The 22,909-nt window shown below is 40.5% G+C and carries 20 protein-coding genes; 5 read left to right on the top strand and 15 right to left on the bottom strand.

The window, feature by feature from the left end:
- Window positions 1–26 precede the first annotated feature (26 nt).
- From MTF67_RS12740 to MTF67_RS12730, 3 genes are read right to left on the bottom strand one after another with little or no spacing between them, the layout of a single operon-like run.
- A complete protein-coding gene (locus MTF67_RS12740) occupies window positions 27–974 on the bottom strand; it encodes an endonuclease/exonuclease/phosphatase family protein (RefSeq protein ID WP_248519712.1) in 948 nt (315 codons plus the stop codon).
- A gap of 31 nt (window positions 975–1,005) precedes the next feature.
- Window positions 1,006–1,461 carry a hypothetical protein gene (locus tag MTF67_RS12735; protein ID WP_248519711.1) on the bottom strand — a complete coding sequence of 152 codons (456 nt, stop codon included), beginning with the start codon at window positions 1,459–1,461 and terminating at the stop codon, window positions 1,006–1,008.
- Complete coding sequence (locus MTF67_RS12730; protein WP_248519710.1) at window positions 1,461–3,656, bottom strand: LruC domain-containing protein; 2,196 nt, start codon at window positions 3,654–3,656, stop codon at window positions 1,461–1,463. The genes MTF67_RS12735 and MTF67_RS12730 overlap by 1 nt, the downstream gene beginning before the upstream one ends.
- Window positions 3,657–3,913: 257 nt before the next feature.
- On the opposite strand from MTF67_RS12730, the gene MTF67_RS12725 reads away from it, so the two are divergent.
- From MTF67_RS12725 to MTF67_RS12705, 5 genes are all read left to right on the top strand, one after another.
- Window positions 3,914–4,150 (top strand): hypothetical protein, encoded by a 237-nt coding sequence (locus MTF67_RS12725; protein WP_039037160.1) that lies wholly within the window; start codon window positions 3,914–3,916, stop codon window positions 4,148–4,150.
- Window positions 4,151–4,560: 410 nt separating this feature from the next.
- Window positions 4,561–7,134: a nitrite reductase large subunit NirB gene (gene nirB, locus MTF67_RS12720; protein ID WP_248519709.1), complete on the top strand. Its 2,574-nt coding sequence runs from the start codon at window positions 4,561–4,563 to the stop codon at window positions 7,132–7,134.
- Entirely contained in the window at window positions 7,121–7,474 is a 354-nt protein-coding gene (gene nirD, locus MTF67_RS12715; RefSeq protein ID WP_248519708.1) for a nitrite reductase small subunit NirD, read from the top strand. The genes nirB and nirD overlap by 14 nt, the downstream gene beginning before the upstream one ends.
- A 10-nt stretch (window positions 7,475–7,484) precedes the next feature.
- Window positions 7,485–8,354 carry a uroporphyrinogen-III C-methyltransferase gene (cobA, locus tag MTF67_RS12710; protein ID WP_010556330.1) on the top strand — a complete coding sequence of 290 codons (870 nt, stop codon included), beginning with the start codon at window positions 7,485–7,487 and terminating at the stop codon, window positions 8,352–8,354.
- Window positions 8,355–8,606: 252 nt separating this feature from the next.
- Window positions 8,607–9,866 (top strand): nitrate- and nitrite sensing domain-containing protein, encoded by a 1,260-nt coding sequence (locus tag MTF67_RS12705; RefSeq protein WP_248519707.1) that lies wholly within the window; start codon window positions 8,607–8,609, stop codon window positions 9,864–9,866.
- Window positions 9,867–9,921: 55 nt separating this feature from the next.
- On the opposite strand, the gene MTF67_RS12700 is transcribed toward MTF67_RS12705, so the two are convergent.
- From MTF67_RS12700 to MTF67_RS12645, 12 genes are all read right to left on the bottom strand, one after another.
- Window positions 9,922–10,578, bottom strand: coding sequence for an MOSC domain-containing protein (locus MTF67_RS12700; protein ID WP_248519706.1), 657 nt, complete (start codon window positions 10,576–10,578; stop codon window positions 9,922–9,924).
- Entirely contained in the window at window positions 10,579–11,058 is a 480-nt protein-coding gene (gene moaE, locus MTF67_RS12695) for a molybdopterin synthase catalytic subunit MoaE (RefSeq protein ID WP_248519705.1), read from the bottom strand.
- Complete coding sequence (locus MTF67_RS12690; protein ID WP_248519704.1) at window positions 11,058–11,351, bottom strand: MoaD/ThiS family protein; 294 nt, start codon at window positions 11,349–11,351, stop codon at window positions 11,058–11,060. The genes moaE and MTF67_RS12690 overlap by 1 nt, the downstream gene beginning before the upstream one ends.
- Window positions 11,329–11,799 carry a cyclic pyranopterin monophosphate synthase MoaC gene (moaC, locus tag MTF67_RS12685; protein ID WP_006794371.1) on the bottom strand — a complete coding sequence of 157 codons (471 nt, stop codon included), beginning with the start codon at window positions 11,797–11,799 and terminating at the stop codon, window positions 11,329–11,331. Before moaC ends, MTF67_RS12690 begins: the two co-directional genes overlap by 23 nt.
- Window position 11,800: 1 nt before the next feature.
- Window positions 11,801–12,340, bottom strand: coding sequence for a molybdenum cofactor biosynthesis protein B (moaB, locus tag MTF67_RS12680; protein ID WP_004587753.1), 540 nt, complete (start codon window positions 12,338–12,340; stop codon window positions 11,801–11,803).
- Window positions 12,337–12,963 (bottom strand): molybdenum cofactor guanylyltransferase, encoded by a 627-nt coding sequence (locus MTF67_RS12675; RefSeq protein ID WP_248519703.1) that lies wholly within the window; start codon window positions 12,961–12,963, stop codon window positions 12,337–12,339. Before MTF67_RS12675 ends, moaB begins: the two co-directional genes overlap by 4 nt.
- Before the next feature lies 1 nt (window position 12,964).
- Window positions 12,965–13,936 (bottom strand): GTP 3',8-cyclase MoaA, encoded by a 972-nt coding sequence (gene moaA / locus MTF67_RS12670; protein WP_248519702.1) that lies wholly within the window; start codon window positions 13,934–13,936, stop codon window positions 12,965–12,967.
- Window positions 13,937–13,952: 16 nt separating this feature from the next.
- Complete coding sequence (locus tag MTF67_RS12665) at window positions 13,953–16,643, bottom strand: nitrate reductase (RefSeq protein WP_248519701.1); 2,691 nt, start codon at window positions 16,641–16,643, stop codon at window positions 13,953–13,955.
- Between the two features lie 21 nt (window positions 16,644–16,664).
- On the bottom strand, window positions 16,665–18,191 hold the full coding sequence (locus MTF67_RS12660) for an FAD-dependent oxidoreductase (RefSeq protein WP_248519700.1): 1,527 nt from the start codon (window positions 18,189–18,191) through the stop codon (window positions 16,665–16,667).
- Window positions 18,192–18,418: 227 nt separating this feature from the next.
- Complete coding sequence (locus tag MTF67_RS12655; RefSeq protein WP_248519699.1) at window positions 18,419–19,612, bottom strand: alginate export family protein; 1,194 nt, start codon at window positions 19,610–19,612, stop codon at window positions 18,419–18,421.
- Window positions 19,613–19,621: 9 nt separating this feature from the next.
- The gene (locus tag MTF67_RS12650) at window positions 19,622–21,361 is read right to left on the bottom strand and encodes a bifunctional protein-serine/threonine kinase/phosphatase (protein ID WP_039037172.1); all 1,740 of its coding nucleotides are present in this window, start codon (window positions 21,359–21,361) and stop codon (window positions 19,622–19,624) included.
- A gap of 9 nt (window positions 21,362–21,370) precedes the next feature.
- A complete protein-coding gene (locus MTF67_RS12645; RefSeq protein ID WP_010556319.1) occupies window positions 21,371–22,840 on the bottom strand; it encodes a NarK family nitrate/nitrite MFS transporter in 1,470 nt (489 codons plus the stop codon).
- Window positions 22,841–22,909 lie beyond the last annotated feature (69 nt).

The following is a 22,909-nucleotide window of genomic DNA, read 5'->3' as shown; positions in this document are numbered from 1 at the left end:
AAGGCGCTTATTATATTGAGCGCCTTTTATTTTAGACTTATTTTATAGCTTAACATTTTGTGATCACTGCCTTTAAAGTCCGTGACCACTAGGCTTTGTAATAAAACTTGTTCGCTCATTACACAGTGATCTATAGGTAAGCCAGTCAAAATAGAGTGCCCTTTTTTAAAAGGCATAAAGCTTGAATATCGATACTGCCCAAAGCAAGTTTGATCTTGCTGCCACTCAAAATATGAAGACCAAGGTACTACATTTAAATCCCCTGCAACGAGCCATGCGCCCTTTTCATTTTGTGTTGAAAGCTTTAAAGCCGCTAATAGCGTATTTCTATTTTGCCAATGACGTTTAGAGCGTGGTGAAGGCGGGTGCGCAATAAACGTAGTCAACACCGTATTACCCACCATAAACTTAAGTTTTAAATACCCTAACTTGTCGCCATCTAATTTAACTTGTTGCTTATAAACCATAGGTATTCGCGATAAAACAACCATACCATAAGGTATTCCCTCAACCTCCTCATAGCCAAACATGTCGGTAGTGGTTATAAATTGAGTTAACAGGTGGCGATTTTTATCACTAAATTCCTGTAAAATAAGCACATCCCAATTTTCATCACGCAAACTCAGTAAATGTGTTGAAAGGTATTTATTACTATAATTAACATTAATTTGCTTGATTGATAAAGCCTCTGAATTAACAGGCGATGTTACGGGAAAAGACACCAAAATAGGGCCTAGCCCCAGCGCGCAAAGTAGGATCACCACTGCAGATAATTTGTACAGTTTTAACAACATAAGTGCGCCCCCGCACATCAACGCCGCAATTAACATCTGTACTCGTAAAGATGAAAATACATCGGCATAAAAGCTAGTTAAGGGATTAAACGCGAGTAAGATAAATACGACTGCTGCACATATAAAAATAATCCGCAAAACTAAATAGTGCGGATTATTACTTTCTGGGATATTTGACATTACTTTTTAAACCTAACCATTTTAATAACTATTATCTGATAACAAACTGTTGTTGTGCTTGAGCAGGTTCGTACTGCCAAGTGAATAAAAGCGGTTCGGTCGACTCATCGTAAAACCAAATTTCAGCAATCAGTTCAATATCTTGATTGCTTAACACTAATTGCGTATCGAGAGCGGTATTACTAAGAGGCCCTCTGTAAATACAGTTGTTATAATCTGCTCGTTGAGATGCCACCTTTTTTTGGCACACATTTAAGTAGGCTCTTAAATCGCCCATCCCTAGGTCAACATCAACATCAAGTGAATACTTAGTAGATAAATTAAATTCGTTATCAACAGTGATTGCGTTAATCCCTGTTGGATTATTTGCTGGTGTAGAGGTAGAAGATACCGTCGCGACTGCTGGTGCTTTTGTCTCTTCTGAACCACCGCCGCCACATGCTGTTAACCCTATTGATAGTGATAAAATTAATAGTGTTTTTTTCATTACTGTTCCCCTCTTACAACAACATTACTAATACTGTAATCGTTAAACCACGTTGGCTTTTGTTTACCCGATGATTGAGCAAACTCTGCAAAACTTCCGTAAGCGTCGGTTATGTCTACCCCTTCAAGGGGATGCAGCCATTGCATACCGACCTCCATTGCCCACGGTAAACCGTTTTCGTTAAGAAAATACAAACCATTGCTTTGTACGCTGGCATCATCTGCGTTTGTAACGCTGTATAGTGATGTATCAAACGCTTCAGTTGGTGCCTGGTTTTTAATGTGTACTTCCCATCCTCGGGCGTTTTTACCGACTAAAAAATCACCGTGGTAAAAGCCATTAGTTGCAAAAATAAACGGGTCAAGTAGCGTACCGGGAGATGCACTTTTAGCTTTTGGTTCTTTTAAAGGAATGCTCATGCTAAAGGTAACTTTAACGTTTTCATCGCAATTATCTTCTGTTCTAAAGTAACTACAGCCCGACTCTTTTGAAACGTGAGCCCAGGTATCTTGCATGAAAATGAGGATGGCTTCGTTTCTACCTGCCTCCAAAGGACTCGCTGTTTGCGGTTGCCCGTCAATAATAAAGCTAATTGCATCTTCATCTACTTCGTCTCGCATGATAGTGCGTGTGCTGCTACTAACGGTTTCTTTTAATCTCACAGCAAAACCATTATGATATGTGGCTCCAATACCAATCAGTTGACCATCTATTTTATAGCCAACCACATTACTCCCTTCCATAAGCTGTGTGGTTCTATAATTGAGTACTAGATCATTAAAGTCGTAATCACCTGCAAACGGCCATCTATCCTCAAAAGCCAGGGTTACCCAATCATTTTCGCCAGGGTAAACAGCGCTTGCATAAGTGGTAATTTCGTAATCTTCTACTTCGCCGCCCAGCACACCGCCTGTTGCCGTGATAAGCGACGCCTCTGTGCCATCGGTGACTCTGAATCGAGCCCATGTTTGGCCCGCTTTAGTGTTACTTGGCACCGTGATTAAAATGCTGTTATCGCCTTCATTTATGGCACGTTTAGTTACTGTTCTTTCATCTTCAGTAAAACGGCCATTTTGGTCCCAATCAAACCACGCATATAAAAAGCCAGAAGTAGACGCGTTAACAATAATTTGCGAGTCTTGCCCTGCCGAAATAACCGTTACAAAGCTTACGCCATCGTCTGAATCATCAATAGGAGACAATAGTAAATCGGCATTGGTATTAATGTTTTCACCATCCACCGAGCTTCCCAAATAAATTAAATCTGAGCCGGTACTATTCGGGTCAAATAAATGCCTTGCGCCACTTTGCTCAAGGCTTGTGTTGTAAGGCGCTGGCGCGTCACCAAAATCAATTGAGCTATCAGTTACTTTTACTTCCGCAATGGCACAGCGCGCACCGTCGTTTTGACTTGATTTAGGCCCCGATGTAAACACATTTGCCACCGGGGTGTAGCCAACCACTGGGCTAACACTTAAATCAACTTTATGAATTTTACCGCTTTTATTGTTACTAAAATAAAACTGGCCCTTTACATCAAAATAAGCCGCGCCAAATGCGCCAGTATCATCGCCTACATCAACTTGAGTAATTAACGTGTGGGTATTTGCTGCAATATCTATTTCGTATAAATTGCCATTTGGCTCAACCGCGTATAAAAGGTTACTAGCTGGGTGAAAGGCAAAGTCATAAATAGACAATCTCCATGTGTTTGTATTGGGTAACAAACTTGCCGTAATAGATGCTTCTAAATCACCATCTAAATTAATACCATATAGGCCAAAGTTAGGATGATAAACATAATAGGTAGCCCGTTGGTCATTGCCCTCACCTACAACTTGTATATCACCGACGTAAAAATTAGTGGAAGGTAAACCTTGTACGTTTAGCCGTTTCATTTCGTAGTTGCTGCCAAGCTGTACTACGCTGCCAGGCGTTTGCTTACTGTAACCGTACATGTATTGATCTTTATAATTAAAACCAACTGCGTTAACGCTGTTAGTATTTAATTCGTTAGCGAACGTTAGCTGCGATGCCAAAACGGTAGGTTTAGCTGAAACTAAATCTATTCCGTAAAGTTGCGCGTTAGCATCTTGCATTAAAAATGCCTGGCTGGGGCACGACTCGAATGGTTGACTGAGCACAGCGCATGGAAATATAACTAAGCATGCTGTTGCAAGTTTATTTAGTTTCATAATTTAGCCCTTAAAAGTTAAGTAATTAAACTGTTGCAGGGTCTATTCCAAAACTTAACTTTATGAATTTATTATAAATAAAATAAATTCAGTATAATCCTAATGCAGTTTGCAATTGGCAAGTTTGCATTTTGCAAAATATGAGAGAATACACTCGCATGTTTACTTACAATTTAAATATTATTTTTTACCAATAACTATGCTTTACTATTATTGGTTTACGCTAATTAGCTGAGCTTTTTGATTAAGGGGGAAAAATGAGCATTGTTACAGATATATTTTTATGGCTTTTAATTGAAACAGCCTTCGGTTTCTTGTTTTATGCAACAGGTTGTATGCTGTTAAAAGTTACAACGTTTGGAAGCTATAAAATGGAATTTAAAGATTATGCTAGTTTTAAACAAAGGAAATCCAAAAAAGTAGTGCCGGTTATTGCGCTAGGCGTTGGCTTCTATATAACTATGATTACCCTGCTCGCTTTCATTAATAGTTAACTACATAGCTAAAAAACACGTTAGCGCTTATCACTGGTTAAATGGATGTTGCACGCAACATACCCATATGAGTATCTCCCACAATTTAACAAAACAATGGGGATAACTCTCACTCATTTTCAAAACATTAAATATATTTTTTACTGCACTAATTAGTACTAACCTTGCACCTAAAGTGTTCGTTTTTAAATCTCTAAATCCTAAAAGCACATTAATATCACTATTAATCAATAGCTTAAACTTATGGCTAGGTTATTGCTTTATTGAACACTAAGCACGTTAATTAACGGCATACATATTGGTTGAAAAAGCAACCAGAGGCAAAGAGGCCCGTACACAATTGTATTTAATTACAATCGTGACGGGCTTTTTTGTGTGTAAAATTTAAACCGTCACTGAAGGAATGCCTAATGCAAACCGCGCAAAAAATACTAATAATTGGCAATGGTATGGTCGGACATCATTTTGTAGAAAAAATGCGCCAAAGCGATGCTAACGCAAACATCACCGTTTTGTGTGGTGAAGCAAATCTAGCTTACGACCGTGTTTATTTATCAAGCGTATTTGATGGTAAAACAGCAAACGATTTAGCCCTAACTACTTTAGAAAATTATCAACAACTCAATATTAGTGTATTCACTAACCAATGGGTTGAAGGCATAGATAGAGTAAACAAAGTTGTTAATACTCAAACAGGCGATCAATACCCGTACGATAAGCTTGTACTTGCTACGGGCTCGTTCCCGTTTGTACCGCCAATTAAGGGAAACGATCAACCACATTGTTTGGTTTATCGCACCCTAGAGGATTTAGAGCAAATAAAAGCCAGTGCCGCAGCCAGTAAAAGTGGTGTAGTTATTGGTGGTGGTTTATTAGGACTTGAAGCCGCGAACGCCATTAAACAATTAGGACTTGATACACATGTTGTTGAATTTGCGCCGCAGCTTATGGCTGTCCAGCTAGACGAGCAAGGCGGCACGCTATTAAAAAATAAAATAGAAAAACTGGGTGTGACTGTTCATACATCAAAAGCGACCAGCGAAATAGTTAAAGGTGAAACTAGCCGCTTTAGATTAAACTTTTCAGACGACACTTATTTAGAAACCGACTTAATTTTATTCTCTGCCGGTATTCGTCCTTATGATCAGCTAGGTAAAGTGGCTGATCTAGAGCTTGGGGAGCGTGGCGGTATAGTCATCAATAACCAGTGCCAAACATCAGACCCTGATATTTTGGCTATTGGCGAATGTGCCCTATGGGACAAAAAGTTATTTGGCTTAGTGGCGCCGGGTTACAACATGGCTCGCGTTGCAGCAAGCCAGCTAAGTGGCGGCGAGCTTGAGTTTTTAGGTGCAGATATGAGCACTAAATTAAAACTACTAGGTGTAGAAGTAGGATCTATTGGTGATGCGCATGCAAAAACGCCCAACTGCAAAGAGCTCATTTATCAAGATCCAATTAGAGATTGCTACAAAAAAATTGTATTAAATGAAACTGGCGATAAGCTTTTAGGCGCTGTCCTTGTTGGCGATACCAGTGATTACGATACGCTACTTCAATACATGTTAAACGACATGGACTTACCAGAGCACCCTGAATGTTTAATTTTACCAGATAGCGCCGGCGCCCCTTCTCTTGCGGGCAGCGCCCTACCCGTTACAGCCACTATTTGTTCGTGTCATAACGTGAGTAAAGGCGACATTGTGGGAGCTATTGATGGTGGCTCATGCGATTTAGCCTCAGTTAAATCATGCACCAAAGCTGCCAGCGGTTGCGGTGGTTGTGCAGCGTTACTTAAATCGGTAGTTGACGACGAACTGGCAAGTCGAGGCGTTGAAGTAAATAATCACCTCTGTGAGCACTTCGCGTATTCGCGTCAAGAGTTACTCCATATGGTTAAAGTAGAAAGCATCAAAACTTTTGATGGTTTAATAGCTAAACATGGCAGCGGCCATGGCTGTGAAATATGTAAACCCGCAGTGGCCTCTATTTTAGCCTCAACATGGAACGATTTTATCCTAGAGCCAACCCATGTAGGTCTTCAAGATACAAACGACACCTTCCTTGCCAATATGCAAAAAGACGGCTCTTACTCTGTTGTACCGCGTATTGCTGGTGGTGAAATTACACCCGACAAACTCATTGTCATCGGTCAAGTAGCTAAAGACTTTAATCTTTATTGTAAAGTGACTGGCGGACAACGCATCGATTTATTTGGTGCACGTTTAGAAGAGCTGCCTGTTATTTGGGAAAGACTGATTGATGCTGGCTTTGAGACAGGTCACGCTTATGGTAAATCTCTGAGAACGGTTAAGTCGTGCGTAGGAAGTACATGGTGTCGTTATGGCGTACAAGACAGTGTAGGTCATGCCATCGATATCGAAAACCGTTATAAAGGATTGCGCTCTCCTCATAAAATTAAAATGGCAGTGTCAGGTTGTACCCGCGAATGTGCTGAAGCACAAAGTAAAGACATCGGTATCATAGCAACTGAAAATGGCTGGAACTTATACGTGTGTGGTAACGGTGGCATGCGCCCTCGCCATGCAGACTTATTTGCTACCGACTTAGATACAACCACGCTTATAGAATACATTGACCGTGTATTGATGTTTTACATAAAAACCGCCGACAAGTTACAGCGTACTTCAGTATGGATGGAGAACTTAGAGGGCGGCCTTGATTATCTCAAAAGTGTAGTGATTGACGACAGTTTAGGTATTTGTCGAGAGCTTGAAGAACAAATGGATTTGGTAGCGAATACATACGCATGTGAGTGGAAAAAAACAGTAGACAATCCAGAAGCAACAAAACGCTTTCGCCAATTTGTTAATAGCCCACAAACCGATGACAACATTTTGTTTGTGCAAGAACGTAATCAAATTCGCCCAGCTACAGACGCTGAAAAACGCGAACAACAGATAACTCAAAACCGTATTGCGGTAACAGAAATACAAGAGGAGCAAGCTGATGTCTTGGCATAATATTGGAACAACCGATTGCCTTGTTGCTAACAGCGGCGTATGCGCACTAGTTAAAAACCAACAAGTGGCTATTTTTTACCTACCACAAAATGAATGCCCTTTATTCGCAGTCGGTAACTATGATCCTATCGGTAAAGCGAATGTGTTATCGCGCGGAATTATTGGCTCTTTCAGTAATAAATTTGTTGTGGCTTCACCTTTATATAAACAGCATTTCTGTTTAGAAACAGGCCAATGTTTTGAAGATGAGTCAATTCAAGTCCCCGTGTTTGATATTAAAATTGAAGACGGCAACGTATTTATAAACGCTGAGCCTAAAGCAATGGCAGCTGTCGCTTAGAGGAATAATTATGAGTGTGCTCTCTTATTTTTCAGGTGTTGAAAACATCTGGTTAAACAAAGTAATTAACAAGCTAACCAATGGGGTTAAGTTTACCGACAAAAAGGCTAAAAATGGCCATGTTTATATTATTGGTGCGGGCCCAGGCGATGCCGAACTCATTACGGTTAAGGCTCAGCGATTAATTCAATCTGCCGATATTATTTTGTATGACTGGCTAGTAAGTGAAGATTTACTAAACACATTACCTAAAAAAGCACAGCGAGTATTCGTAGGCAAACGCGCTGGTAAACACTCTATGTCGCAAGCGAATATTTGTGATCTTTTAGTTAAGTATGCTCAACAAGGGTTAAATGTAGTGCGCTTAAAAGGCGGCGATCCGAGCATTTTTGCTCGTATAAATGAAGAAGCTGACGCGCTAACACAAAATAATATTAGTTTTGCAATTGTTCCTGGTGTGACAACCGCTTGCGCTGCATCGGCATATACAGGTATTCCCTTAACTGCTCGTGATGTAGCTCGCAGTGTAACTTTTTTAACCGCTCAATTTGCCGATCCTAAAAAGTTACCTAATTGGCAAAATTACACATTTATGCAAGGTAAAAACAACCCAACACTTGTTGTTTACATGGGGCTGAGTAGGCTTAACGAATTATGTAAAGGCTTAAAATCAGTAGGTTGGCCCGACAACACTTCTATTGCCTTAATAGAAAATGCAACAACAACTAACCAAAAAATAATAACAGGGTCTATTAACGATATATCGAATAATGAATCAGTAGCTACGTTAATGGGGCCAACGCTCATTATCATTGGTGAAGTAGTTAATCATACAATGAATATTGACCCAGCGCTTTTAGTGCAACATGTTAACGCTTAACGCACTATCCGTGCTTATTCTTCCCCAGGAATAAGCGCGTTTTTTAATACCGGTACACCGTGTGGCAAAACTCTTTTTTAATGCACCAAAAAGGGGCTTTTCGTGTTGCTAAAATAAATCTGTTTTTACTTTATTAGTTTAAAGTAATACACAAGCAGCTGTTTTAAATTGATTTTAATTTGAATAATAAAATCTTTACATATATGGAATAGAGGTTGCACTTCATAAACAAAAAAGTGCGGAAATAACTCCATGCAAACAGCAAACCCTCTCACAAAACAATTTTTACTTGCGGCTAAATATCAAGAAATAGACGCGCTAAAACAATTACAAAATAGCTGTGCGTCGTTAACAAAATTAGGCGACTTTGTTCATCAATTGCAGAAAGAACGTGCTATGAGCAATATATTTTTAGCGTCTAAAAGCCTACAATTTAATTGCGAACTTAAAGAGCAAATAACGGTAACGCAAACGACTCAACGTTATTTTTATAACTCTTTAAAAACAACTTTTATTACCGACACCTCCTTAAGTGGTCATTCGCGGCTGTATAATTTAATTTCTCATAGCTTGCAATCACTCGACGCATTACCCTCGCTTCGTTACCAAATAGCGAATCAAAACATTACACCCGTTCATGCTACCCAGTCATTTACAAACCTAATTGCCGGCTTGTTAAATATAATTTTAGAAGCAGCCGATGGTGCAAACGATCCGCAAGTTATTCGCCTTTTAGTGGCTTATTTTAACTTTATGCAAGGCAAAGAGTATGCAGGACAAGAGCGTGCCTGTGGCGCTCAAGCCTTTGCCGAAAGTAAGTTTTCATGCGAACAAAAACAGCAACTTGCTCATTTTATGCAAGAACAAGAAAACCGTTTTTCCTTCTTTAGTGAATACGCCGACAATCATTTATTAAAATGTTACTCATCACTTATAGAACACCCGGTTAATAAACAAGTTGATCAACTAAGAAGCCTGCTACAAAAACTAGACGACCAAAATGCACAACCTTTATCTCAGTTAAGTGAAGTGTGGTATGAGGTAACGACTACTCGCATCGATATAATGCATAAAATTGAGCAAAATATTAGCGACCATTTAATTGATAGCGCAGCGATGCGGATTGCTGGCGCTCAACGAAAGCTTAACTCAAACAAGCAAATATTAAGCTCACTAGAACAAGAGTATATTCCTGTTTCAGATGGACAACTCGCTCTTAAAATAGGTGAGCCCTCAAATTCGGCGGTAAGTAAGCTGAGTAGTAATAAAACAATGTACGATTTAATACTTGAGCAAGCACAACATATAAAACAAATAAACCAAGCTTTATTAGATGCCAAACAGCTAATAAGCGAACAAAAAGTCATTCATCAAGCTAAATATATTTTAATAGAACAGTTAAAAATAAGTGAAGAGCACGCTCATAAACAGCTTCAAAAACAAGCAATGGAATCGCATAGTTCACTGTATGCAGTGGCTAAAAAAATAATTGAATTGAGTGAGTGTGAGTAAAAATAAAAGGCTAATGAGCCAAACACGCATAGTCACCTTTTAATTTTAAAATAAATTATTGGTGAAGTTCTAATGAAAGCTTCTTTTTAATTTTAGTTTGCCACTCAAGTGCAAGCTCGGGGAGTTCAAGTGCTGCTAATAATACGCTTTCATAATCTGGGTATTGTTTATCAAAAAACGCCTGAAACAACGTTTTAACCGAAATGTTGTGTTTGGCTTTATGTTCAATAGTCACGGCATCGCCACTTTTAGCAACACCTTGCTCAAGCACTCTAAAATAAACACCCGTGTGGTAATACTGGGTAAACAGTTTTAGGCTTTGTTTATTATTAAGTGCAATGGCAAGCTTAAAGCACGGCACTCGCGGCTGGCTTACTTCAAGTAGTGCTGTACCTACACGAATACGATCGCCTATATGAATATTTTTCTCATCAAGCTCTAAAATTGTAAAGTTTTCGCCAAAGGAACCGACTGCTAAATCATCATTATTAAGGGTGCGTTTCCAGTAATCATAATGATTGTGCGAAAACGCATAAACCGCCTTATCAATACCGCCGTGATTAACTAAATCGGCTTGTTCATCACCTATTATATTTAGTTTTTCAATAACAACCGGCTCACTGGTTGGCGTTTTAAATATGCCGGTTTTGACCTCTTTGCCGTTATGCACGACCGATTTTATTTTAGAGATATTGGTAGAGATTATATGCATTTACTTAATTGCATCCTGTTCGATACCTTGCCATTTATTTAGTGCTTGCTTGTCGCTCTGTTTAAACTCAACCCAGTTAGAGGAGTCTTTAAAATGCTCTTTTTTCCAAAACGTGGCGTGGTTTTTTAAGTAGTCCATTATAAATTGTGCGCCTTCAAACGCGGCTTGGCGGTGGCGGCTAGTTACGCCAACAAATACAATTTGCTCACCAAGGGCTAAATAACCGACTCGATGAATAATGCTTATGCGGGCAAGTTGCCAGCGTGTTTGGGCTTGCTCGGCTATCGATTGCAGTAGTTGCTCAGTCATACCTGGGTAGTGTTCAAGCTCAAGGGCGATTACGTTATCGCCGCTGCTAAATTCTCGCACCAGCCCTGTAAACGTCACTACGGCACCATCACTTTTGTTATTACTGCAAAGTGCGCCATGTTGCTCGCCTACTGAAAAATCCTGCGTTTGTACGTTAATGCTTATACTCATTAGCCACCTGTCACTGGTGGGAAAAAAGCAAGTTCATCCCCTGCTTTTACAAGCTCATCGCTTGATGACATAGTTTGATTAAGCGCACACAATACATCACGCTCTTCAAGCCATGCCTGCCAATGTGGGTTTTGCTCAACCAGCATGTGTTTAAACGCTTTAATGCTAAGGGTATGCGCTATATCAACGGTTAACTTGTCGCACTTTAGCCGCTCTTTAAGTTGGCCAAAAAAGAGTACGTTTACATCCCCTGCATCAGTATCATTTAAATTAGTCTCGCTGCCAGCTGCCATGCTTGCCCCCTGCTTTTTGCGTTACACGCATACCGTGTATTTCCATAAGCGGATCGGCGGCTTTACACATATCAAATAATGTTAGGGTCGCCACAGATACAGCGGTGAGTGCTTCCATTTCAACGCCCGTTTTACCTGCTAATTTACAGTAGCTGGTGACTTTAATTTGGCTATGTGCTTCATCAAGCTCAAAATCAACGGCTACTTTACTCAGTGCCAGCGGATGACAAAGCGGAATTAAATCGGCGCACTTTTTAGCGCCCTGAATACCCGCAATTCGGGCAACGCCTAGCACGTCACCTTTTTTATTTTGATTAAGCAACACTTGCTCAAAAGCCTGTTTGCTCATTTTAATGTAGGCCTCGGCGGATGCATCGCGCAGAGTGACCTCTTTTAACGATACATCAACCATGTTTGCTTGGCCGTTTTCATCTACGTGGCTCAGCATATTATTGCTCTCGCGATTCGCATTTTTTACCAATAGTAATATGCGGGGCAAAGTTACATGGCTTATGCATTGAGTCTAACTGATCTTTTATAATACCTGTCCAGGCTGTTTTACATGCGCCCGTAGAGCCAGGCATACAAAAAATCACGGTGTTATTGGCAAGGCCCGCCAACGCACGTGATTGAATAGTTGAGTTACCAATTTCACCGTACGAAATATGTCTAAATAGCTCACCAAATCCATCTACGCTTTTATCAAACAGCGGTGCAAATGCCTCTGGTGTTGAGTCGCGCTCGGTAAAGCCCGTACCACCGGTTACTAAAATGGCGTGAATGGTGTCATCGGCAATCCACTGCGATGCAACTGCTCGCATTTGATAAACATCATCTTTAACGATGTCTTTATCCGCTAAGTGATGGCCTGCTTCAGTAAGGGCTTTAATTAAATAATGGCCTGACGTATCCGTAATTTCATCGCGTGTATCGCTTACTGTCATTACGGCAATGTTTAATGCGATTTGTGACTCAGTTGTGTGGCTCATAGGGTTCTTCTCAATAAATTAGGTTTGTGTTGGTCAAATTGTTCGTTAACAGCTTTAAATTGCGCCGGTGTATTGGTATTAACAAGTGCATGCGCTTTATTACATTTTAACGTTTGCACACCAATACTACGGGTAAACTGTTTAATTGATTTATGACTATTTACGTTTATGAGTAATTGTTTTAAATGACGTTTAACGCTTTGGGTGTTACGAATATACAGGGGTAACGGTTCATTTTCAAAGTGCCACGCATGTATTTGTGGCTGATTTGTTTGAAAGTGGGGGTTATCACTTGCTGCAGATGCAATTTGCGATAATAACGTGCAAGTAAGTAATGGCATATCAACAGCGGTTACAAGTATATCTTGCTCTGTCGCCATTAAAGTTGAATAAATCCCGCCAAGCGGACCAGAACCTGGGTATATATCTGCTATGTATTGCGCAGTAGCACTTTGTACATTACGGCTTATAAGTACATCACTTGCTCCTGCTGCTGCTAATAACTCACATGCATTTTGCAGTAATGTTTTATTTTTTAAAATGAGGTTGGCTTTATCGCTGCCCATTCTGGATGATTGCCCTCCAGCGAGTACAACGCCCGTGAACACAGCCCTAATACTCATTTTAGCCGCCCAACATAGCTAAATGTGTTGTGGCGCCCGTTAAGCGCTTATCAAGCTCATGGCTAATGGTTTTATTGCCCATTGCTGCTTGAATCGCGTTTACAGTGGCTGGCATATCTTGCGCATTTAAATGCGGGCGTAAGTCTATCCCTTGCTCGGCAAACAAGCACAAATGTAGTTTGCCTAGTGACGATACTCTTAATCGGTTACAGCTTTTACAAAAATCTTTACTGTAGGGCATAATTAAGCCAATGCGACCCTCAAAATCAGGATGACAAAACTCTTCTGCAGGGCCGTTTAATTTACCTCTCACTACCTGTAACCAACCTTGTGCTAAAAGCTGCGTTTTAACACTTTGCCCGCTTAAATGGTTTTGTTCAAAAAAGGTGGCACCATTACCTGTTTCCATTAATTCGATAAAGCGTACCGTTACTTTTTTATGTTTTACCCAGTCTAAAAAATCATTTAATTGGTTTTTATTAAATTGCTTAGCCAGCACTGCATTTATTTTTATATCTTTTATACCCAGCTCAATTGCCCGGTCTATCCCTTTTAAAATATGGGTTAGCTTGTCGTGTCCTGTAATTAATTTAAACATGCTTGGGTTTAAGCTATCTATACTAATGTTTAGCGCATCTAAGCCAGCACTGTAAAACTCATCAATTTTATTAAATAAATTAAATCCATTGGTTGTTATGGCGACTTTTTCTATGCCTGAGGTGTTTTTACACTGCTTTATAATATCGGTTACGTCACTGCGTAAACACGGCTCACCGCCCGTAATGCGCACTTTTTTTGTGCCAAGTGAAGCAAATGCATTTACTAAGGTGTTTATTTCATTTTTATTTAAAAAGTTACGCGGGGTATCGCACTGATACCCGTTTGGTAAACAATAGGTGCAACTAAAATTACACACATCGGTAATTGAGAGGCGCAAATAGTTAAACTGCCGACCAAATTGATCATTAAGCATATGCTTCCTTGTTTATTTACATTTCAACTGCAACATCAATACTGTTAGCGTTTTGCGTAGTATGCTGCTTTATTAATTGGCTTAACTGGGTTTTACACGACCCACAGTTAGTGCCGCATTTTAGTTTAGACCCCAATTGTTCCACTGTATTTTCACCACTTTTAATGGCGTTTATAATGGGTTGCTCACGTACTTTAAAGCAACTACATACTTGCGCGCCTTGGGTAAATTCTTCATCGGGCGTGGCATACAACAATGACTGTAATTGGCTAAAAGTTATTAAAGGCTCTGCAAATAAATGATTTATCCACTCAAGTGATATGTCTTTTTGAGCTGGCGAAACAACCGCAACAAACACTAACTGCTCGTTTTGAATACATTGAATATGCATGGCTTTTGTACTGCCCATTGCCGACCACTGCCCTTGTAACCCTGTCAGTGTTTGGCAATAATAAAGCAAATCATTTTGCGGCTCATTGAGCGCTAACTGGTAGTTAACACAATTACTTGCGTTAACTTTAAGCCAAAAATCACTGGTTATTTTAAGCTCTGTTTTGCTAAAAATTTGCATGTACTGAGCAAACTGCGCTTTAACTAAATCAACAGCACCATGCTTACATTCAGGCTGTCCCGAAATAGGGTCAACAACCGATTGATAAAGCCCACTTACCGTAGCGGATGAGGCAAATTGCTTGTTCCAGTGAATAGGCATAAAACATTCACCTTTACGCACAGCATCCGTCACTTTTGCATGAGCCGTAACCTGCCCAGTTTTAGCATTAGCGGTTATTAAGTCGTTTGCTTTTATGTTTAACTTACTGGCATCTATGGGGTTTATTTCAATATATGGGCGCGTTATATGAGTAGAAAGGGCTGTACTTTTTCCGGTGCGACTCATTGTATGCCACTGATCGCGTATTCGCCCTGAGTTCATTACAAACGGGTAATCGCTTGATGTTTGTTGCACAGGAAGTTTGGGCGTTATAGGAATAAAGCGGGCTTTTTTATCTGCGGTGCTAAATTGATTATTAACAAAAACCTGCCCGTTTTTATAGGGCTCATTTTTTAGTACCGGCCACATAACTGGTTTTAAGTTATCGTACTGCTGCTGCGAAAGCCCTACTAAAGCTGATAAATTTAATAGCCTATCACCGTTATTTTCAAAATCAGTAAGTTGTGCCCATTCTTCAAAAATGCCACTGGGGTCTGTGAAATCAAATCCTTCAAAGCCCATTTTTTGGGCAACTAAACACATTATTTGCCAATCGTTTTTAGCCCCTGAGAAAGGCTCAACTAGCGGGCGCTGCCTCGATATTCTGCGCTCTGAGTTAGTCACTGTGCCGTTTTTTTCGCCCCATCCGGTTGAGGGAAACGCCACATTAGCAAATTTTAGCGTATCACTTTTGGCAATACAGTCAGACACAACCACCAGCTCACATTGCTCAAGTGCATGTTGTATTGCTGCGTTATTAGGTAAGCTTACCATTGGATTGGTTGCCATTACCCAAATAGCTTTTATTTTTCCTTTGGCGATTTCATCAAACATATCAATCGCATTACACCCTGCTTTTTTAGCTATTGTTGGTGATTGCCAAAAACGCTGCACTAACTGTTGGTGCGCGTCGTTTTCAATGTCTAAATGTGCTGCTAATTGATTTGCCAAGCCCCCTACTTCACGCCCACCCATAGCATTAGGCTGCCCAGTTATTGAAAACGGACCACATCCAGGTTTTAACAATTTACCCGACGCTAAATGCGCATTTATAATGGCATTACACTTATCAACCCCTGAACTTGATTGGTTAATACCCATTGAATAAAAACTAATAGCGGTTGGGCTTTTTGCAAATAAGGCGTAAAAGTCATTGACTAGCTGCGCATCGATATCACAAAAGTCACTTACAGCTTTAATACTCCACTTTTTAGCCTCTGCAAGCGCTGTTTCAAAGCCGTTTGTATGCGCGTTTATAAATTGTGTATCTAAATAGTTATGTTCACTTAAATAATTAAGTAAGCCGTTATAAAGTGCTGCGTCGCTGCCTGGTTTTATATTTAAAAAGGTATCGGCAAGTTCGGCTGTATCGGTTTTTCGCGGGTCGATAACCACAACTTTCATGTTTGGATTAAGCTTTTTTGCGCGCTCCATACGCTGGTAAAGCACCGGATGAGTCCAAGCTGCATTTGAGCCAATTAAAATAAGTAGCTCAGTTTGCTCTAAATCGTCGTAGGTACATGGTACTACGTCCTCACCAAACGCACGTTTATAACCGGCAACCGCCGATGACATACACAGCCTTGAGTTTGTATCTATATTGCCTGAACCTATGTAGCCTTTCATTAATTTATTGGCAACGTAGTAATCCTCAGTGAGTAACTGCCCCGATACATAAAACGCAACAGATTCCGGCCCATGCTCTTTAATAATGGCGTTAAATCTATTAGCAACGTAATCAGTTGCCGTATCCCAGCTAGCGGGTTCGTTATCAATAAGGGGCGATGTTAAGCGGTTATCACTGCCGGTGGTGTCAAGCAAATGCGTGCCTTTAACACATAAACGGCCAAAATTAGCGGGGTGCTCGCGCGTGCCTTCAAGTTTTGTTGGGGTATTATTTAATAATGAAATATCAACCCCGCACCCTACACCACAATAAGGACAAGTAGTTTGTTTAAGCAAAGGCGTGTTTGAACAAGTGTTTAAAGTTTCCATACTGCTCTCTTATTGTGAGTGTTAAGCGCTCTGTGAGACTGGCTCATCTACTGACGTTAACGTGGCTATTTTATTATTAAGTGCACTGCTAATAACGCTTTGTACTAATTTTTCACAGCCTCCACACCCCGTACTTGCTTTAGTAGCTTGCTGCACTTTATTTAAATCGCTACAACCTTGCATAACAGCGTGTTCAATGGTGTGTTTTGTAACCTTGTGGCACGCACAAATAATGGCATCACTTGGTAAATCATCAGCGCTTAGCTCGCCCGTGTCACCTGCAAGCGGCATTATTAAAGACTCTGCGGGCACACTAAGCTCTATACTATTTAAGTGATACTGCAATAAGTTATCGTAATCACTGGTATCGCCAACAAGTACAGCACCTATGAGTTTATTGCCTTGCGCATTAGTGACTACTTTTTTGTAAATACCGTTGGGCTGATCTTCAAAGTAATAGCTAATTGCGCCTTCACTGCGGGCGTGGGCATCGCCAATTGAGCCCACTTCAACACCCATTAATTTAAGCTTGGTGCTCATATCGGCGCCGCTAAATTCATCAGCACTATTTGAGGAATTGTTTGAGGTAGTGTGTAAAGCTTTGTTTGAAGACAGCTGTTGTAAAACATGCCCCGCCGCTACTTTTGCCATCGCGTAACCCGGTGCTACAAGACCAAAAATAAAGTTATTCCAAAGGGCGCATTCGCCTATAGCATATATGTTTTTATCACTCGTTTGGCAATGGTTGTTTATTACAATGCCGCCGCGCTCACCTATTTCTAAATTAAACTCGCGAGCTAGGTTATCGTATGGGCGAATACCGGCCGAAAATACTATCATGTCGGTTTCTAGGGTTTGACCACCCTTAAAGCACATTTTATAACGGCTGCTTACACCCTCTATAATTTGCTCTGTCGCCACTGAGGTATGCACTGTAACGCCGAGCTCGGTAATTTTATTTTTTAGTAATCGCCCACCAGCCCCATCTATTTGTACGCCCATAAGTTGTGGTGCAAATTCTATTACATGGGTTTGCAAGCCAAGCTGCTTTAATGCGTTGGCTGCTTCAAGCCCTAGTAAACCACCACCAATAACAACGCCTACTTTACTATCTTGTGCTGATTTTTTTATAGCGTGTAAATCGTTAATGGTTCTGTAAACTAGGCAATGCTCACGATCTTTACCTGGAATGGGTGGCACAAATGCAAACGAACCCGTTGCCAGTATTAGCTTGTCGTATTCAAATGACTCGCCTTTTGCAGTAGTAACCTTTTTTGCATCTCGGTTTATATCAACCACTTTAGAATGAGTATGGAAACACACTTGCCAATCTTGATAGGTTTTACTGCAGGTAAGTGCTAAATCGTCTTCGGTTTTGCCGTTGAAAAATGACGATAGCTGAACGCGGTCATAAGCGAGGCGGTCTTCACCACTGAGCACGGTAATATCAACATTTTTGTTATCACCTTGCTGCGATACTAGCTGCTGTACAAAATGATGCCCAACCATCCCGTTTCCTACGACGATAACACGCTGCTTGCTTGGCATTAAAATCACCTATTTTGTTCAAAGTACTCAATGCATAAATGAGTACTTTAAACGTATAATTTGTTATGTAGTTGTTATAGCAATATGCAAGCCAGATATATAATCAATATATTACAGTGACTTAACCAAATTGGTGCAGTAAAAAAGAAGTGGAAGCACCACAAGCTCGCGCTATTGCACCAACTTGTAACGCTTCAAATTAAATAACCAGAGTTCTGGTTAAATACTTAAAATTTAGCGCTCACCCACACCCATAGTTTTTGGGTATCAACTTTGCCTGCAGCGCTATCGCCTGCTGAATAATCGGCATATTTAGCGCCAACGGCATAGGTTTTATTAATAGGCTTAACGTATTGCACGTTTAGCTCTGAGCCTAAATCATCAACGCCATTTGCATTATCGTTTGCATCAAAGCTGTGATAAGCCACTAACCATTTACCGTCAAAAGCTTTACCATTTAAGCTTACATAAGTGTCATCAAGCCCTTGTGCAGGCGTTGCTAAAAACGTATCAGCCCAGCCATTAAATTTATGCATAGTGGCAAGCGGCGTGGCAAAACCATAATCGCTATCATCAGAGCCCAGTGACTCAATACCGGCTTTTAGTGTCACGTTTTTAATACCTAAACCGGCTAAATCAACGCCGCCTTCAAATGCATAATAATCAGCATCAAAATCACTCATGCTCGTTGATGCAGATTGCGTGGCGTACTCTGCTTTATAGTAAACCTTAGTATTGCTGAGCGTTTTATTACCATTAAAAGAAACACCATAGGTATCTAAGCTGTCATCATCTACTGCGTCGTTACTTAATAAGTAACTGTATAAAACCACTTTACCCAAGCTTGTTTTAAAACTTGCATTGATAAGGTGATCGGATGAATCAATATCTTTGCTTTCGGCAAATATACGGTTGCGCTTGCTTATGTAGCTATAGTGCAAATTAATATCATTAAACGTGTAATTGACTGTTGCCGCATCAAAAGTTTGCCTGTCTTGTCTAAAGCCAACGTGGCCCACAAACCGCTGTCCATCAAGCGCTATTACTTGCCTACCCACTTTAATTGATAAAGCATCTTTTGCGTATTTTATAAAACCTTGATCTACTTCTGTGGTTTCTGGGTCGGCTATTACTGAGTAATTAGTATTTTTACCCAGTGTATTGTTGTAATCGTCTACACCTAAGAGGCTTCTGCTGTCTTCAACTTCAATAAGTGCAGAAAAACCATTCACTTCATCTGTTTTATGAGTAAGGCGTGTACGCAGCGTAAAGCTACTTGCATCTTTTAACGCGTTATCTTGCTCTGCGCTTTCAAAACGCAGTCTAAAGTTAAGATCGGTTTGCGCTGCAACACTAATTGAAGGCGCAGTTAAGCTACCCAGTATAAAAATAATAGGTAAGTTTTTTTTATGATTTAACATATTTATCTCTTAATTTTTAATTATGAGTACACACACCAAGGCTATAAACAAACACAACGAAATACTTTTCCAGACTAAAACCGGATCGCGTTTCATTATTGAGTCTTTCGGGGCGGTACTTTTTAAATGTGGATTAGGTTTATTAATATCACTTATAAATTCAGAAAATGCGTGGTATCTGAATTCGGGTTTGGGAGCCAATGCTTTCATTAAAGCCTGATCTAACCAAAACGGGATATCTGCTCTGTGTTTACGAATACTAGTGTATTGCCAGTGACTGTAATCTTTTGGTACATGATTATGCGCGAGTGGCTGATACGGCAATTTTGAACATAATAATTCGTACGCAACAACGCCTAGCGAAAATAAATCACTCTTAAAATCGGCGTGCATAGTGATAAGCGTCTCTGGTGCGGTGTAATCTACCGTACCTTGCGGGCAATCATCTGCAATTTGCTTTACCGACTCATCCATAGCCGCAACACTTACCGTGCCGTAATCGATTAATGTTACTTTGCCGTGAGCGTCTATCATCACGTTATCGAGTTTTAAATCGCGGTGCACCATATCCAAACGCTGAAATGCTCTGAGTGCTTGTACTATTTGTTCAATAATACTGCGCACTTGGGTAATTTCTGGATGCGGCACATCATGCTTCCAATCACTCAGCGTTTGCCCGTCCATGTATTCGCAAATATGATATAAAAACCGGCTTTGCGATTGCGTATTTAAAACCTTCATTACATTGGGATGATTAATACGTTGCCCCACCCAGCCTTCTCTTATAAAGCCTTGAAGGTAGTGCACATCGTCTTCAAAATTTACCGAAGGCGCTTTTAATACAACCGGCGGCATATCGGGTGTTTGTTGCACTAAATAAATGTGCGAGCGGCTACTAGCGTGTAATTCACGGATAACAGTAAAGTCATCAATTTTTTGGCCAACTTTTAACGGTGGCGGAATTTTTCGCCTAGTTAAAGAGTGATATAACTCGTCTAAATTTTGTTTTGCAATACTATTCACTTTTACAAGTAAGCAGCTTACATTGTCGTCACTGCCTCTTGCTATGGCAAGCTCTGTCACTGCTTTTGCTGCGTGCTCTAAATTAGTATGCTCATCAATTAGCTTTTGTATATCACTGTATGGCAATACATCGTGTACACCATCGCAGGTAAGTATATAAATATCATCAGCTTTAAGTTCAACTTCGTATACATCAATTTCTTGATGAAGCTGCGCGCCTAAAGCTCGCGTTAGAGTATCATTTACTTTATGGTCGCGTGTTATCGCCTCCATACTTTTTGCACGTAACCGCGTAATTCGGGTATCACCTAAATGAAAAATATAACCCGTGGCCGATTTTAAAATAAGCGCTGTAAACGTGGTCATCCAATCTGCTTGGCGCTGGCCAAGGTGATTGTAGTTAACCGATTGCGAATAAAGCCACTGATTTAAACTGGCCAATACCTTAGATACCGACTTTTTAACGGCCCAACTTGGCGGTGTATTTAAATACTCATTTATAAAGTGCGTTACCGATAACTGTGACGCTTGTTTAGCATTTTTTGCTGATGAACACCCATCGGCCAAGCAGGCAATAACCCCTTTTGACTCTTTTTCTTGCGCTTGAGTATTAAGAGCAGCAAACGCATCTTGATTTTCGGTTTTTATACCTTTGCTACTGTGCCCACCAAACTCAACGTTAAGTTCGTTTGTAAGTGCGCTGGCTTTTTGGGTTTCATCAAACATATGTATGCCTTAAGTCACAGAAATAAGTTCAACGGTGCCATCTTCGTTTACTTCTGTGATGTGGCCATCGGGTTCTTTCATGAAAAATAATGCACCTAAGCCTAATAATGCGCTTGCCGCAATAATCATAAAGAATGTTTGGTAATCAACTAATGAGAGCGCCGTTAAATACACAACAGCTCCTACATTGCCGTAAGCTCCCGTCATACCTGCAATTTGACCCGTTAAACGGCGTTTAATAAGTGGTACAGCCGCAAATACAGCGCCTTCCCCCGCTTGCACAAAAAACGAACACGCCATAGCAGCAGCAACTGCAAGCCAAAGCGGCCAGCTAGCGTCAACTAAGCCCATAACAAAATAACCTACAGCTAAGCCAGTGGTAAGTACAATAAGTGTTTTACGACGACCCATTCGATCTGAGATCCAACCACCACCCGGGCGAGAAGCTAAATTCATAAACGCATACGCTGATGCAAGTAAGCCTGCGTATACCATATCAAGGCCAAACACCTCACTAAAAAATAATGGCAACATAGATACAACAGCAAGCTCTGAGCCAAACGTTGTAAAATAAAGAATATTTAAAACTGCAACTTGTTTAAATTCGTAACGGTGTGATTCTGGAACAGGTTGCTTAAAAATATGGCCGTTTATGTCGTACGTTTTATAAACTTCATAAAGATAAAGCAGCACCAAAAATACATATGTACCAATAACAAAATTTTCAGAAAGTAAATTTGCACCAGTAGGAGAAAGCTTCCAAGTAAGTAGTGCTAAAGCACCGTACATAGGTAGCTTCATTATAAGAAGTAGTACAAAGTCGCCTTTGCTGGTTACTTCCATTGCTCCTACTTTTTTTGGTTTAAAGTAAGTGCCACCTTTTGGCGTGTCAGTTACGCTGATGTACCAAATAACACCAAAAATGACACTTAATACACCGGTTAGGCCTATCGCATAACGCCAGCCATCGTCACCGCCAAACATAAGCGCTAATACAGGCAATAGCATTGCAGCAGCTGCCGAGCCAAAGTTACCCCAGCCACCGTAAATACCTTCTGCTGTACCCAACTCGTTTGCCGGGAACCACTCGCTCACCATGCGAATGCCCACAACAAAACCCGCACCAATAAAGCCAAGTGCAAAACGCGCGATAGCGGCTTGCTCAAACGTGGTAGCCATCGCAAACATAAAACATGGGATGCTACATAAAATCAGTAATGATGCATAAACGATGCGAGGCCCAAATTTATCAGTTAACATGCCCACAACCACGCGAGCAGGAATGGTTAGTGCCACATTTAAAATAAGCAGCGTTTTTACTTGTGCCATAGTAATACCTAGCGAACCCGCTATAGCGCCTAATAATGGCGCATGGTTAAACCAGACAAAAAATGAGATAAAAAACACCATCCAGCTTAAATGCAGTATTTTCATTTTTCCGCTAAACGATATGAGGTTAAACCCAGTACTCGGTTGCATGTTATTTTTCCTTAGTTACGTTTGTAGTTATTTATAGCAGTTACTACTTTGTTATTAATTACACTGCTA

The organism is Pseudoalteromonas sp. 2CM32C (assembly GCF_023161925.1).
GTDB lineage: Bacteria > Pseudomonadota > Gammaproteobacteria > Enterobacterales > Alteromonadaceae > Pseudoalteromonas > Pseudoalteromonas marina.
Note: the sequence above shows the minus strand (reverse complement) of the source record. Positions and strands in the feature narration are given on the sequence as shown.

Bases quoted from the DNA above. Each gene is read 5' to 3' on its own strand.
- moaC (WP_006794371.1), bottom strand. From the start codon at position 11,799: ATGCTGAGCCACGTAGATGAAAACGGCCAAGCAAACATGGTTGATGTA.
- MTF67_RS12675 (WP_248519703.1), bottom strand. From the start codon at position 12,963: ATGAGTATTAGGGCTGTGTTCACGGGCGTTGTACTCGCTGGAGGGCAA.
- MTF67_RS12660 (WP_248519700.1), bottom strand. From the start codon at position 18,191: ATGCCAAGCAAGCAGCGTGTTATCGTCGTAGGAAACGGGATGGTTGGG.
- moaB (WP_004587753.1), bottom strand. From the start codon at position 12,340: ATGAGCCACACAACTGAGTCACAAATCGCATTAAACATTGCCGTAATG.
- nirB (WP_248519709.1), top strand. From the start codon at position 4,561: ATGCAAACCGCGCAAAAAATACTAATAATTGGCAATGGTATGGTCGGA.
- MTF67_RS12725 (WP_039037160.1), top strand. From the start codon at position 3,914: ATGAGCATTGTTACAGATATATTTTTATGGCTTTTAATTGAAACAGCC.
- MTF67_RS12705 (WP_248519707.1), top strand. From the start codon at position 8,607: ATGCAAACAGCAAACCCTCTCACAAAACAATTTTTACTTGCGGCTAAA.
- MTF67_RS12735 (WP_248519711.1), bottom strand. From the start codon at position 1,461: ATGAAAAAAACACTATTAATTTTATCACTATCAATAGGGTTAACAGCA.
- MTF67_RS12740 (WP_248519712.1), bottom strand. From the start codon at position 974: ATGTCAAATATCCCAGAAAGTAATAATCCGCACTATTTAGTTTTGCGG.
- MTF67_RS12730 (WP_248519710.1), bottom strand. From the start codon at position 3,656: ATGAAACTAAATAAACTTGCAACAGCATGCTTAGTTATATTTCCATGC.
- MTF67_RS12665 (WP_248519701.1), bottom strand. From the start codon at position 16,643: ATGGAAACTTTAAACACTTGTTCAAACACGCCTTTGCTTAAACAAACT.
- nirD (WP_248519708.1), top strand. From the start codon at position 7,121: ATGTCTTGGCATAATATTGGAACAACCGATTGCCTTGTTGCTAACAGC.
- MTF67_RS12690 (WP_248519704.1), bottom strand. From the start codon at position 11,351: ATGGCAGCTGGCAGCGAGACTAATTTAAATGATACTGATGCAGGGGAT.
- moaA (WP_248519702.1), bottom strand. From the start codon at position 13,936: ATGCTTAATGATCAATTTGGTCGGCAGTTTAACTATTTGCGCCTCTCA.
- MTF67_RS12650 (WP_039037172.1), bottom strand. From the start codon at position 21,361: ATGTTTGATGAAACCCAAAAAGCCAGCGCACTTACAAACGAACTTAAC.
- MTF67_RS12655 (WP_248519699.1), bottom strand. From the start codon at position 19,612: ATGTTAAATCATAAAAAAAACTTACCTATTATTTTTATACTGGGTAGC.
- moaE (WP_248519705.1), bottom strand. From the start codon at position 11,058: ATGAGTATAAGCATTAACGTACAAACGCAGGATTTTTCAGTAGGCGAG.
- MTF67_RS12645 (WP_010556319.1), bottom strand. From the start codon at position 22,840: ATGCAACCGAGTACTGGGTTTAACCTCATATCGTTTAGCGGAAAAATG.
- MTF67_RS12700 (WP_248519706.1), bottom strand. From the start codon at position 10,578: ATGCATATAATCTCTACCAATATCTCTAAAATAAAATCGGTCGTGCAT.
- cobA (WP_010556330.1), top strand. From the start codon at position 7,485: ATGAGTGTGCTCTCTTATTTTTCAGGTGTTGAAAACATCTGGTTAAAC.